This window comes from uncultured Neglectibacter sp., from assembly GCA_937958185.1.
Classification (GTDB): Bacteria; Bacillota; Clostridia; order Oscillospirales; family Acutalibacteraceae; genus Acutalibacter.
Genome location: CALFFN010000028.1, coordinates 68,955 through 82,791, shown reverse-complemented (window position 1 = coordinate 82,791; position 13,837 = coordinate 68,955). Strand labels below are relative to the sequence as shown.

At 55.2% G+C, this 13,837-nt stretch carries 10 protein-coding genes; 7 read left to right on the top strand and 3 right to left on the bottom strand.

All coding sequences use genetic code 11. The annotated features are described in order from the left end of the window. Positions 1-304: 304 nt before the first annotated feature. The 3 genes from AB8996_RS09525 (at position 305) to AB8996_RS09515 (ending at position 4,958) form a co-directional block, all read left to right on the top strand. A complete protein-coding gene (locus AB8996_RS09525) occupies positions 305-2,374 on the top strand; it encodes an elongation factor G (protein WP_369298744.1) in 2,070 nt (689 codons plus the stop codon). Positions 2,375-2,466: 92 nt separating this feature from the next. After that, positions 2,467-3,231 (top strand): alpha/beta hydrolase, encoded by a 765-nt coding sequence (locus AB8996_RS09520; RefSeq protein WP_369298743.1) that lies wholly within the window; start codon positions 2,467-2,469, stop codon positions 3,229-3,231. A 158-nt stretch (positions 3,232-3,389) separates the two neighbouring features. Further along, positions 3,390-4,958 carry a hypothetical protein gene (locus AB8996_RS09515; protein ID WP_369298742.1) on the top strand — a complete coding sequence of 523 codons (1,569 nt, stop codon included), beginning with the start codon at positions 3,390-3,392 and terminating at the stop codon, positions 4,956-4,958. A gap of 73 nt (positions 4,959-5,031) precedes the next feature. On the opposite strand, the gene AB8996_RS09510 is transcribed toward AB8996_RS09515, so the two are convergent. The 3 genes from AB8996_RS09510 to AB8996_RS09500 form a co-directional block, all read right to left on the bottom strand. After that, a complete protein-coding gene (locus tag AB8996_RS09510; RefSeq protein WP_369298741.1) occupies positions 5,032-5,709 on the bottom strand; it encodes a hemolysin III family protein in 678 nt (225 codons plus the stop codon). A gap of 45 nt (positions 5,710-5,754) precedes the next feature. Then, positions 5,755-6,375, bottom strand: coding sequence for a GNAT family N-acetyltransferase (locus AB8996_RS09505; protein ID WP_369298740.1), 621 nt, complete (start codon positions 6,373-6,375; stop codon positions 5,755-5,757). A gap of 294 nt (positions 6,376-6,669) precedes the next feature. Beyond that, complete coding sequence (locus AB8996_RS09500; protein WP_369298739.1) at positions 6,670-7,653, bottom strand: hypothetical protein; 984 nt, start codon at positions 7,651-7,653, stop codon at positions 6,670-6,672. A gap of 565 nt (positions 7,654-8,218) precedes the next feature. On the opposite strand from AB8996_RS09500, the gene AB8996_RS09495 reads away from it, so the two are divergent. The 4 genes from AB8996_RS09495 to AB8996_RS09480 all read left to right on the top strand — a co-directional run bounded on the left by AB8996_RS09495 (position 8,219) and on the right by AB8996_RS09480 (position 13,798). Next, positions 8,219-10,051, top strand: a complete 1,833-nt coding sequence (locus tag AB8996_RS09495) for an ABC transporter ATP-binding protein (RefSeq protein WP_369298738.1) — start codon at positions 8,219-8,221, stop codon at positions 10,049-10,051. A 171-nt stretch (positions 10,052-10,222) separates the two neighbouring features. Continuing rightward, positions 10,223-12,052, top strand: a complete 1,830-nt coding sequence (locus AB8996_RS09490) for an ABC transporter ATP-binding protein (protein WP_369298737.1) — start codon at positions 10,223-10,225, stop codon at positions 12,050-12,052. Positions 12,053-12,225: 173 nt separating this feature from the next. Continuing rightward, the gene (locus AB8996_RS09485) at positions 12,226-12,726 is read left to right on the top strand and encodes a GNAT family N-acetyltransferase (protein WP_369298736.1); all 501 of its coding nucleotides are present in this window, start codon (positions 12,226-12,228) and stop codon (positions 12,724-12,726) included. A gap of 184 nt (positions 12,727-12,910) precedes the next feature. Beyond that, complete coding sequence (locus AB8996_RS09480; protein WP_369298735.1) at positions 12,911-13,798, top strand: polysaccharide deacetylase family protein; 888 nt, start codon at positions 12,911-12,913, stop codon at positions 13,796-13,798. Positions 13,799-13,837: the final 39 nt, after the last annotated feature.

The window sequence follows — 13,837 nt, the reverse complement described above, 5'->3', positions numbered from 1 at the left end:
CCCGAAAACAGCCTTCGGCGGGAGGAAAAAACGAAAACTAGTTGATTAGAAGAAATACCGGGTACATTTTTATGCAAAATGCTCAAAAACAGAAAAAATTTTTTTGAAAAATCATATATTTTCTGTGATTTCCCATTGTGTTTTCCCGTATACTGCTATATAATATATCCAAAGTTGCGGTCAAAATCGGGCGTATGTCGTGCTAAATGCCAAATACGGGGTTTGTGAGGACCGTATCCCGGCGGCATACGGTGCGGATCAAGGCTGTGAAACCAGCCCCAAGGGGCATGGAAGGAGAATACAGATGAACCAATATCAGGCGAAGAATATCATCAATTTGGCGGTGGCTGGGCACAGCGGCGCGGGCAAGACCTCTCTGGCGGAGGCGATGCTGTATCTGAGCGGCGCTTCCGACCGGCGCGGTAAGGTGGGCGAGGGCAATACAGTCTGCGACTATGACCCCGAGGAGATCCGCCGGAAGGCTTCCATTTCCGCTGCGGTGGCTCCGCTGGAATGGAAAAACAAGAAGATCAACCTGCTGGACGCGCCCGGTCTGTTCGATTTTGAGGGCGGGCTTTGCGAGACCATGCGCGCCGCCGACACGGTGCTGATCGTCATTTCCGGCAAGGACGGCATTTCCGTAGGTACGGAAAAGGCGTTTGCCGCCGCCGAGAAGCGGCATTTGGCAAAGATCTTCTTTGTCAACGGTCTCTGCGATGAAAGCGCCCGGTTCTACCGTGTGTTTGAAGATTTGAAGGCGCAGTTCGGTCCTTCCGTGTGCCCCGTGGTAGTGCCCTATATTCAAGGGGACCAGGCGAACATCTACATAAACCTGCTGGAGTACAAGGCGTATGACTATTCCGGCGGCAAGCCGGTGGCAGTTCCCATGCCGGACATGGGGGACCGTCTGGAGGGCTTGCGGACGGCTATCTATGAAGCCGTGGCGGAAACGGACGACGCGCTGTTTGAAAAATATTTTGCCGGCGAAGAATTTACGCCGGAGGAGGTCATCGTAGGCGTCAGCAAGGGCGTAAAGGCTGGCACCATCACCCCCGTATTCTGCGGGGACGCCATGCTGATGCGCGGCATGGAGCAGTTCCTGGACGGCGTGGCATGGCTCGCCCCCTCTGCGGAGGAAAAGGCTGCGGAAATCGGTGTGGACGTGGACGGCAACCCTGTGGAGCTGCCTGTCAATGAGGACGCTGCCGCCGTGGCGCTGGTGTTCAAGACCGTTGCCGACCCCTTTATCGGCAAGCTTTCCTATTTGAAGGTGATCTCCGGCAAGATATCCACTGAGACCCAGCTTGTCAATATGCGCACGGGCAATGCCGAGCGCGTGGGCAAAACGGTAATGATGGTGGGCAAAAAGCAGGAGGACGTCAAGTACATCGGCGCGGGCGATATCGGCGCGGTGCCCAAATTTGCCGCGGTGAATACCGGCGACACCCTGTGCGCTCCCACCCGCAAAGTGACGCTGGAGGGTGTGGAATATCCCACCCCCGCCCTGACCATGGCGATCGTCCCGAAGAACAAGGGCGAAGAGGATAAGGTCGCCCAGGGCATGCTGAGGCTTTCCGAGGAAGACCCCACCCTGCAGTTCTCCAACAACGTGGAGACCCACGAGCTGGTGATCGGCGGTCTGGGCGAGCAGCACCTTGACGTGGCGATTTCCAAGCTGAAGACAAAATTCGGCGTGGAGGTCACCCTGAAAACACCCAAGGTGCCCTACCGCGAGACGATCCGCAAGATGGTACAGGTGCAGGGGCGCCACAAGAAGCAGACAGGCGGTCACGGGCAGTTCGGCGATGTGTGGATCGAGTTCTCCCCCTGCGACAGCGAGGGTCTGGAATTCGGCGAGCGCGTTGTGGGCGGCTCCGTCCCCAAGGGATTCTTCCCCGCGGTGGAAAAGGGCTTGCGGGAATGCATTTTGAAGGGACCGCTGGCAGGTTACCCTGTGGTTGGATTGTCCGCCGTGCTGTATGACGGCTCCTACCACCCGGTGGATTCCTCCGAAATGGCGTTCAAGACTGCCGCGTCCATTGCCTATCGCGACGGTATGCCCAAGGCAAACCCTGTGCTGCTGGAGCCCATTGGTCACCTCCGCGCCACCGTGCCGGACGGCAACATGGGCGATGTGATGGGTGAAGTGAACAAGCGCCGCGGGCGCGTACTGGGCATGGAGCCTGCGGGATCGGGCAGACAGACCGTGGAAGCGGAAGTCCCCATGGCGGAAATGCACGATTTCTGCACCTTCCTGCGTCAGTGCACCCAGGGCAGGGGCAGTTTCACCTTTGAGTTTGAACGGTACGAGGAAGCCCCCGGCAACGTGTCGCAGAAGGTCATTGAAGCGGCAAAAGCCGAAAGCGGCGAATAATTCCGAAAAGGCAGGCGGGGTCGTCCATGGAATCGGCGGCCCCGCCTTTTTACAAAAATCTCAAAAGAAAATAACGAAGGAGAGAAAACAGTATGGCAAAAATGAGGATCGAGCTGTTTCTGAACAGCCTGCAGCGGCACACGTATTTTGAGCTGGCTCTGCCCAACGACGCCCCCAACGAAAGCGGGCGCCCCCTGACCACCATTTTCCATCTGCACGGCTACACCGGCAAGGCGGAAAACTGGGTCTCTGAGGAGCTGATGAAAAAATACAATATTGCCGTGGTCAGCCCCACGGCGGAAAACAGCTTTTACCTGGACGGGCGCTCCACCGGGCACGCCTATGCCACCATGGTGGGGGAGGAGCTGGTGGATTATGTCCGCCGGACCTTCGGCATTGCCCAGAAGCCGGAAAACACCTATATCATGGGCATTTCCATGGGCGGCTTTGGCGCGGTGCGCACCGCCCTTGCCTACCCCCATGTGTTTGGCAAGGTCGCGGGGCTGTCCTCGGCGCTGATCGTCCACGATATTGCCCACATGAAAGAGGGGGAAAGCAACCCCATGGCGAATTACGCCTATTATTCCGAATGCTTTGGCGATCTGGAAACGGTGGAGGAAAGCCGCAACAACCCGGAAACGCTGGTCAAGGAGCTGAAAGCCGCCGGGAAGAAACTGCCGGAAATCTATCTGTGCTGCGGCTCGGAGGATTTCCTGGTCGAGCCCAACCGCCAGTTCCATCAGTTCCTGACAGAGCAGGGCGTCGCCCATGAATATCACGAAAGCCCGGGCGTCCACGACGACAAATTCTGGGCGGAATACGCCCCGAAGGCGGTGGAGTGGTTCTTTAGTCGTTAGTTGTTAGGAGTTAGTTGTTAGAGAAGGGCGCGCTTCCTTTCTACTGTTCCGAACTGCCGCAGGGGCGCAAATCAGGAACGAAAGCTCTGGTCGGGCGAAGCAGGTCGTTAGTCGTTAGTTGTTAGACAGGGAATTTAAGCAAGAGTGGAGGAAACAACATGGAAGTTACGATTGCAAGGGATTGCAAAGCATATCCCCACAAAAAGCATTGGCAGTTCTGCGTGGGCAGCGGTCACGCTGCTCTGGCGCTGCGCACCGATTACACCCGGCAGCTGAAATTTATCCACGAGGAATTGGGTATCGAGCGGGTGCGCTTTCACGGGATATTCAACGATGATATGAACACGCTCCACACCCTGGCGGACCTGATGCCGTTCCCCGGGGCGGAGCAGTTCACCGAGCAGAGCTTCCGCGCCTGCGGCGTGGCATATGACAACGTGCTGGCTGCGGGCATGAAGCCCTTTGTCGAGCTGGGCTTTATGCCCGGTAAGCTGGCAGCCCGGGACGACCGGGGAATGTTCTTTTACAAGCCCGTGATCTCTCCTCCGGCGGATTACGGCGCGTGGGCAGAGTACATCAAAGCGTTCCTGCGGTTCCTGATCCACCGCTATGGCGGGGAAGAGGTGCGGACATGGTATTTTGAGGTCTGGAACGAGCCGGACCTGCCCGTATTTTTCTCCGGCACCAGGGACGAATATTTTAAGCTTTACGAGGTGACCGCCCGCGCTGTCAAGGAAGTGGACGAAAAAATCAAGGTGGGCGGACCTGCCACCAGCGGCAGCAAGTGGGTGCGCTCCTTTGTGGAGTTCTGCGAAAAAAACCACGTACCTGTGGATTTCGTCACGACTCACCAATATGCCGGAGACCCGCTGGGCGGCGTGGAGGATCAGGGGGATATGGAAGGCGGCGGGCAGCCGGAATTTCATTTTGAAATGCCGGACCTCAGCGCCGTGCAGGAGAAAAGCTTCCTCGGCGGTCAACGGGCGATCATGCCCGACCAGTCCGAAGCCCGGGATATCCCCAACGACGTCTTTTTCCGCAATTCCGCCGTGGTACAGGAGCAGGCAAAGGGTCTGCCGGTGTACTACACCGAGTGGAATGAAAACGCCGGGTTCTCCTCCTATACCAACGATACCAGAAAGGTGGCGGCTTACGATGTGAAAGCCGCATTGGACACGGCGGACGCTGTGACAGGCTCCAGCATCTGGTGCTTCAGCGATATTTTTGAAGAGCTGCACCCTTTCCCCCAGCCGTTCCACGGCGGGTTCGGCATGCTGACACAGGACGGCGTGCCGAAGCCGGTATTTTACGGCATGAAGCTGCTGGCGGAAGCCGGGGACCAGCGCCTTGACCTGGGCGGGGACGCCACAAAGGGGGAGATCGGCATTGCCGCCTTCCGCAAGGGAGAAACCACGCAGGTGCTGCTGTTCCGCCAGAAAATGAAGAATCTGGATTTGCCCAAGGAGCCCGTTACCCTCCGGGTGGAATGCGAAAAAAAGCCCCGCGGGGTCACGGTGTCCAGAATCGACGAGGAGCACTGCAACCCGCTGAAGCTCTGGGAGGAAATGGGGCAGCCGCAGGATATGAACCCCCAGGAGGTGGAAGCGCTGAAAGCTGCCACCTCCATGAAAAAGGAACCCTGGGACTTCACATGGGACAACGGCGAGGCAGTTGTCTCCGCCGCCCTGGGCGTCAACGATATCTATTTTGTAGAGATACAGACGTAAGGCTGAGCAACAAAAAGGGAACCAGCAAAAAGCAGGGCAGCGAGTGCTGCCCTGCTTTTTTGTCTCTGAAAAATCATTTCACGATCTGGTACACACACACGGTATGGAGAACGCTGCCGGCGAGGACAAACAGGTGGAACACCGAATGGATATAGGGGATTTTTTTGCCCACGCCGTAGAGGATCGCGCCGAAGGTGTAGCACAGCCCTCCGGCAAGCAGGCACCAGAAGCCCACGGAGGAAAGGTGCGCCATGACGGGCTTCATGGCGATCACCACTACCCAGCCCATGGCAAGGTAGCACACCATGGAAACGATCTTGAACCGCTCCACGCTGACGGCGTTCAGCACCACGCCCAGCACCGCCGCGCCCCAGACCACGCCAAACAGCGACCAGCCCCACGCGCCGCCCAAACATACCAGGGTGATGGGGGTGTAAGTCCCGGCGATGAGCAGGAAGATGGTGCAGTGGTCCAGGGAACGGAACACCACCTTCGCCCGGTTCAGCCCCAGAGCGTGATAGATGGTGGACACGGTGTAGAGCAAGATCATGGTGGCGCCGTAAATGGAAACGGAGACCACACGCTTCGGCGTTTTTTCGCAGAAAACAAGGAGCAGCACCAGCGCCGCCACAGCGAACAGCGCCGATACCCCATGGGAAACGGCGGAAAAAATTTCCTCCCCCAGGGTATATTTCGGCAGCCCTAAAAACCGGCGTTTTTCCAGCCGACGTTCCTTTTTTTCGTTAGACATGGAAAGCCCCCTCCAGATATTGGAATTTTTCCAGCAGGAAAAATATTACCTTAATTTTTTCGATAAATACAGTATCAAATCATCGTCATTACGGCACATTGCATTTGGCTCACAAATCTTATCGCCGTACCATACGCCGGTGCCGTCGGGAATATAACCCCGCATAACATACATTCGCTGCGCGTTTCCGTAGCCGCAGTGCAGCCCCACGCCCAGAGAAACCACATCAGAATATGCAGAGGCGATTTGCTCAGCCACGTCCATAAGCTTACTGCCGATCCCTTTTCTGCGATATTTTACCAGCACGCCAAAATCTACGATTTCAGGACAGCCCTGATTTGCAAACGCGCCCACATCAGGGCTTGGATAGACATGGACATACCCTGCCGGATTGCCGAGGTACTCTGCGACCAGCGCAATACATTTTCCTTCTGCCTGATGCTGTAACCTCATTTCGTACTTTTCGATTGTCTGCTGCCAGCCCTGGGCTGTTTCCTCATCGGAAATGATTTTTGCATCGCGCTGCTCCATATCGCGGATCAGCAACTCTTCATATACCATAGGCGCAGAATGCGCCCACTGTTTGGAGAAGCCCGGTACTTTTGCAGAGCAAAAGGGAACCGCATTACGGTTCAGGGGTTCTCCGTGATGATCGCTTGCGATCATTATACCATAGGCGCAGAATGCGCCCACTGCTTGGAGAAGCCCGGTACTTTTGCAGAGCAAAAGGGAACCGCATTGCGGTTCAGGGGTTCTCCGTGATGATCGCTTGCGATCATTGTACCATAGGCGCAGAATGCGCCCACTGCTTGGAGAAGCCCGGTACTTTTGCAGAGCAAAAGGGAAGCGCATTGCGGTTCAGGGGTTCTCCGTGATGATCGCTCTGCGATCATTATACCATAAGAACCTCTGTCAAGGGGGATTTTGCCCAAGTAAAATCTCACAGCAAACTGGAATCTGTCAAGCTGTGAAGTATTTCATTTCCATCAATGCCTGCTTCCGTACGGTTTGATTTTCTGCTATCGTCACATAAAATTGATTTTCACGAAATGAGGAATACCGCAGCAGAAGGTTCTGGCTATAAAGGGTTTCAAATTTGCGAATGTCTTCGTACTTTTTGCAATAGGCATGATTTTCGTATGTTTTATATAGATATGGCGCCGTTGTATATAATTTGAATGTCACTCTGTTATCCAGGGCGCTGAGCATCATCGGCATGGTGCCGCAGTAACCGGATTCTACCACTACGATTTTCTTTTCTTTCACGGAAGAAAGAAGACGGGAAAGCAGGTCTTTCAGTTTTCCGTGCTGTTCCAGTACCGCCAGCATTTGCTCTTTGCAGTAGGAGTGGTAATCATCGAAAGAAATATGACCATATTCAAGAGCTTCGTAAATCGGCAGCCGGATAGCGTCATCTATATCTTCCACACCCGATATATCCCTCAAAAAGCTGCGGCTGATGATCCACGCATACAGGTGTTTTCTGCCCCTGCTTTGATAGTACAAATATGGCAAAAGCGAATCTCTGAACAGGAAGATGTACGCGGTTTCCTCCTCATGGCCTATCCAGTCGCAGTAATCCCGAATGCCCGCTAAAAATTCGTTTTTGGAGCAAATTTCCTGAAAAGCCGCCTCTTTTTGTATCTTCTCCATCACCGACACGAGCTCGTATTCCGTGCCGCCGTACGTTGTTTCCGGCAGTCTGCTTTGATCGACCTGAAACGGTTCCCCACCGGCGCTCTTTATTACCCTGTGCAGCCGAGAAAGACAGGAATACTTGCTTTCCAGATAATCATTCAGCTCCAGGTATCCTTCGTCCGCAAGGTCATCAAGAATCTTCAGTAACTGCTTAGCTTCATAAACATCAGCTGAAGAAAGCGGTCTGCTTTCAAGCCGTTGCACCGCTTTCATGTAATATTTTTCATGGAACGAAAGAAAGCCCATATAATTTCACAGCTCCCGGTTTGTCAAATTGATACGAACAGGGGATACCATCAATCCGAACGATGCTCTATCCCTTCTGTCACAAATGGACCGCCGACTATGGAATGTATTCGTTGGTGGAACCACCTTTTATCCATTACATCTCACGAGAACCTCTTCGGGAAAGCCGGGGATTTCCGCTTGCTTCTGTTTTTTCAGTATACTTCAGCCGGGGGAAAAAGGCAAGCCGGAGGGAAAGCCCAGTTGTAAAAATTCTATGAAGATTTTACAAAAAATCCTGTTGACTTTTGACCGATGACATGATAGCATAAAAATACCGTCGTTACCATGCCGGGGAGAAACCGTGAACTCTTGCCCGGCGCAGGAGAGTGCAGAGCTGCACCCTCTGTTTTGGCTTGCTTTTTGCCTAGTGGGGGGACGGCAGGCTTTCGGGGAGAGCCTGCCGCCGCCTTTTTTGTATCCGGGAAAATTTAGTTGGGGGGATTTTCCCATATGCCCACAGGAAGAAAAGCGGGGACAAAAGGAACTATTGGAACATAGAGAAGAGGAATGAAAGCGTTATCCTATGAAAAAGAATCAGACTGAAACAAAGAAAAAGTCCAGCATTCTGCGGTTTTTCCCCTTTACCAAGGGATTCCGGGGAAATTTCGTGCTGGCGCTGCTGATGATCGTGATCTCTGTCGTCGCCAACTATATGACCCCGCAGGTCATTCGTGTGACGGTGGACTCGGTCATCAACGACAATCCCTTTAACCTGCCCGGCTTTCTGGTAAACTTTATCAACGCCATCGGCGGGCGGGAAATGCTGCGGACGCATATCGTGATCTGCGCGGCGGCGTCTCTGCTGTTTGCCGCCATCGGCGGCTTGTCCAACTATGCCTACCGCATGAATCTTGCCAAGGGCTGCGAGGGCACGGTGGCGCGCATTCGCAACAGGCTTTTTGACCACATTCAGCGGCTGCCCTACGCCTGGCACAATTCCCACCAGACCGGCGAGATCATTCAGCGCTGCACCAACGACCTGGACCTGGTCCGCAACTTTGTGAACGACCAGCTCATGGGCTGTATCCGCGTGCTGCTGCTGATGGCGGTGTCCATGGTGCTGATGTTCTCCATGAACGCCCAGCTTTCCCTGGTGGTGCTGTGCTTTATCCCCCTGTCCGTAGGGCTTTCCCTGGTATTCTTCGTGATACAGGGCAAGCGGTTCCAGAAAGCGGACGAGACAGAGGGCGAGCTTACCGCCATGGTGCAGGAAAACCTCACCGGCGTCCGGGTGGTGCGGGCGTTCGGCAGGGAGCGGTTCGAGATCGACCGCTTCAACAAAAAGAACCGGGAATATACCGATTACTGGGCAAAGCTCGGCAATATCATGGGCATCAACTGGGGTCTGGGCGATTTCCTTGCCGGGCTCCAGGTGCTGGTGGTGCTGGTCGCCGGTGTGTTTTTCGTGGAAAGCGGCAGCCTGACCGAGGGCGAGTACCTTGCCTTTACCGCCTACAACGCCATGCTGGTCTGGCCCACCAGGAGCCTTGGGCGCCTGCTGGGAGAGCTTTCCAAGACCTCCATCAGCTCCACCCGCCTGTTCGACATTCTGGACGCGGAGGAGGAGCAGGACGCCCCCGACGCCCAGGAGCCGGAGATCAGGGGCAATATTGTGTTCGACCATGTGAATTTCCACTATCCCGACAGCTCCGCCGGGGTGCTGGAGGACGTTTCCTTTACCATCAAGGCGGGAAGCACCTTTGGCATTTTGGGCGCGACAGGCAGCGGAAAGTCCACCCTGATGTACCTGCTGGACCGGCTGTACGACCTGCCGGAGGGCGACGGCACCATCACCGTGGACGGTGTGGATATCCGAAAGATCAAGCGTTCCCACCTGCGGAAAAATATCGGCATCGTGCTGCAGGAGCCTTTCCTGTTCTCCAAGACCTTCCGGGAGAGCATTGCGGACGGCGCCAACCGGCAGGATATTGAGACGGTACGGCATTACGCCCGCATGGCAGTCATTGACGACGCCATCGAGAATTTCGCCCAGGGCTACGAAACGCCTATCGGCGAGCGGGGCGTTACCATTTCCGGCGGGCAGAAGCAGCGCGTTGCCATTGCCCGTATGCTTATGCAGGACACGCCCATCAAGGTGTTTGACGACTCCCTTTCCGCCGTGGATATGGAAACGGACGCGAAAATACGCCAGTCCATCAGGGAAAACGTCCATGGCACCACGATTTTGATCGCCCACCGTATCACCACCCTGATGAACGCCGACCAGATCATCGTGCTGGATAAGGGGCGTGTTTCCCAGATGGGGACCCATCAGGAACTGATCCGGCAGGACGGCATTTACAAGCGCATTTTTGATATGCAGAAAGGCAACACCGAAGACGGTGTTGCCTCCTGAAGAACCCTCTGAGCAGAAGAAAGCCTGCGGTTTTCTTCCTGAAATGCTTCTCTTTTGCTCCGCAAAAGCACCGGGCTTCTTCGCCTAATCGGAAATGGCAGCACCGAGGACGAAGCTGCTTCCTGAAATCAGTTATTCGTTATTAGTTGTTAGAGATTTGTTGGAGGAACTATGGAAAACACGACACAGGAAAAAAAGGGTTCAGGCTTTTCCCTGAAGATATGGGCGAAAATACTTCCCTTTTTGAAGCCTTATAGAAAGAAACTGGTGCTGTTAGGCACAGCGATGGTAGTTTCGGCTGCCATTGATATTTGTTATACCCTGATGACCGGCTACGCGGTGGACAATTTCATTACGCCCCGCAGCCACGAGGGGCTTCTGCCCTTTGCGCTGCTGTACCTGCTGCTGGTGCTGATCGTCACCTGCTCCACCATGCTCATGGGGCGCAACGGCATTGGGGTAGAGGTCAGATTGAACCGGGATATGCGGGAAAAGCTGTTCACCCACTTGCAGACCCTGAGCTTTTCCTATTATAACCAGACCCCGGTGGGAACCATCATGGCGCGGGTCATGAGCGATACCAGCCGGATCAGCGACGCCCTGGCATGGAGCATTGTAGACGTGTTTTACAGCACGATCTATGTTCTGGGCTGCATGGGGGTCATGCTGGTCCTGAACTGGAAGCTGGCGCTGCTGGTCATTGTGGTGGTGCCCTTTATCGTACTGCTGACTCTGTACTTCCAGAAACGCATTCTGGCGGTGAACCGGCAGGCGAGAAAGATCAACGCCGAGATCACCCGGCACTACAACGAGGGTATCTCCGGCGCGAAGACCTCGAAAACGCTGGTGATCGAGGATAAAAACACGGAAAAGTTCCAGGAAGTTACCGGGCGCATGAAGAGCACCACCATTCGCTCCGTTATGCTCAGCGCCGTGTATGTTCCGCTGATCGGTCTGCTGACCGCACTGGCGGTGAGCTTTGTCATCACCGGCGGCGGCACCATGGTGCTGGGGGACCTTATCACCATCGGCGAGCTGACCATCTTTGTCAACTACGCCCTGATGATCGCCGAGCCGGTGCAGAACCTGGCGGGAACCATCTCCAACTTCATTTCCACCCAGGCGAACATCGAGCGCGTGACCGCTTTGATGGAGCTGCAGCCGGAGATCACGGACAGCCCGGAGGTCATTGAAAAGTACGGGACTTCCCTTGACCCCAAGCGGGAAAACTGGGAACCCCTTGAGGGCAGCATCGTTTTTGACGATGTGACCTTCCGCTACCCCGACGGCACGGAAAACGTGCTGGAGCACTTTGATCTGGAAGTGCCCGCGGGAACCACTGTGGCAATTGTGGGCGAGACGGGGGCGGGAAAATCCACCCTGGTCAACCTGGCGTGCCGGTTCTTTGAGCCCACCGGCGGGCGTATCCTGATCGACGGCAGGGACTACAGGGAGCGCAGTATGCTGTGGCTGCACAGCAACATCGGCTATGTGCTGCAAACGCCCCACCTGTTCTCCGGCTCCGTCAAGGAAAATATCCGCTACGGCAAGCTGGACGCCACCGACGAGGAGATCATCGCCGCGGCAAAGCTGGTAAACGCCCACGACTTTATCATGCACATGGACCACGGCTATGACAGCGACGTGGGCGAGGGCGGCGGACAGCTTTCCACCGGCGAAAAGCAGCTGGTGTCCTTTGCCCGCGCCGTGCTTGCAAACCCGAAGATATTCGTTTTGGACGAAGCCACCGCCTCCATCGACACGGAAACGGAAGCGCTGATCCAGGAAGCCATTTCCACCCTGCTGACCGGGCGCACGTCCTTCCTCATTGCCCACCGGCTGTCCACCATTCGGAAAGCGGACATGATCCTGGTGGTGCGCGGCGGCAAGATTATCGAGCGCGGTACCCATGCCGAGCTGATGCAGCAGAACGGCTACTACGCCGACCTGTACAATAAGCAGTTCGAGACAGAAAGCGCGGAGACCGTGTTCCGTTCTTAAACAAAAAAGCGCCGAACCGCGGTTTTGGAAAGTGTTCGTTCCATAGATTTTATGTAGTATCTTCTCCCCCGCCGCAGGCGGAGGAGAAGATACACTTTAGTTTAGTGGAATCGGCACTTCCCGATTTTATAGCCCTGCGGTTCGGCATTTTCTTTCCCAAAGGAGAAATTTTTATGAAAACGATAGAGCTTGCCGCATATCAGGGAGAGGAGGAGCAGGCAGTCTCTCTGATCCGGGGATTTTGGAAAGCCCACAACCAGTACGATATGCCGCCGGAGGAAGCGCGGGAGGATTTAGCCGCGTGGACGGCACAGGGGCACAGGCTCTATTTTATCCGCCGGGACGGAGACACGGTAGGGTTCCTGCACCTTGGCAGCCGGGGCGGGGAAATCGACTGGCTGGAGGATCTGTTCGTCCTGCCCGCCTGCCAGAAGCAGGGAATCGGCAGGGAAGCCATACGGCTGGCGGAGGAGCTTGTAAAACAATACTCCCAAAGTATGTACATCGAAGCCGCCGCCCGGAACGAGGGGGCGATCCGCCTGTACCGAAAGCTGGGCTACAACTGCCTGAACACCATCACGGTCCGCAAGGACTTCCCCGGCTATGAATACGATGTGGTGCGGGAAGAGTCAATTTATGGAGAATCCTTTGAAATCAGGAGGAGCAAGGGATAAACCCCAAAACATTTGAAAGCCAAGCTGCGCTTCACGTAAAAAGTTCTTGTCTGCCCGCGGAGCGCAGCCGTAAAAGATACTTTTGCCCTTGCACTTATCCAGAATCCAGCATCTAGTATCCAGCATCTAAATTCATATCTTTGCCGCCCTGTGCTTATATATGTAAGACAGGGCGGTGTTTTTTATGGGAAAAGGCAGAGGAAAGGGTTTTCTGTATGCGTCCTTCAAAATAAACTGGAAGCTGCTTGCGGCTTCCGTGCTGGGCGCAGCGGCGGTTTTCGCGGTGCTTTTCACCGTGAGCGCCGCCACCGTGGAGCAGGGGGTGGAGATCCCCGTGGTGATGTACCATTCGGTGCTGAAGGACAGAGCCTATCACGGGAAATACGTGATCTCCCCAGACGAGCTGGAAAGCGACATGAAATATCTGAACGACCACGGCTACACCACGATCCTGCCCCGGGACCTGATCGCCTATACCAAAGGGGGCGAACTGCCGGAAAAGCCGATCATGCTCACCTTTGACGATGGCTACTACAACAATTATCTCTATGCCTTCCAGCTGGCAAAGCAGCACCAATGCAAATTTGTCATTTCCCCCATCGGGTACTTTTCGGAGTTTTATACCGAAAGCGGGGAAAAGAACGGCTATTATACCCACTGCACCTGGGAGCAGCTGAAGGAAATGGCGGATTCCGGGCTGGTAGAGGTGGAGAACCACAGCTATGACCTGCATAAAAGCAGCAAAAGCCCTGTGGGTGTGAAAAAAATGTCCGGGGAGACGGAGCAGCAGTACCGGGAGCGGCTGACTGCGGATTTGGAAAAAGCCCAAGCTGCCATCGAGGAAGCTGTGGGCACAGCGCCCCAGACCTTTGTATACCCCTTTGGCGCGGTGAGCGCCACCACGCCGGAAATCGTGAAAGAGCTGGGCTTTTCCTGCACCCTGACCTGCGAGGAAAGGACGGGAAAGGTCACCCGGGACCCGGAATCCCTGTACGGTTTGGGGCGGTTCCTGCGCCCGTCCGGGGTGAGCTCAAAGGAGTTTTTCACCAAACGTATGAAGCTGCCGGAATGATTGGAAAAAATCGGCACATATTGTTTGGTGGAACAGTCA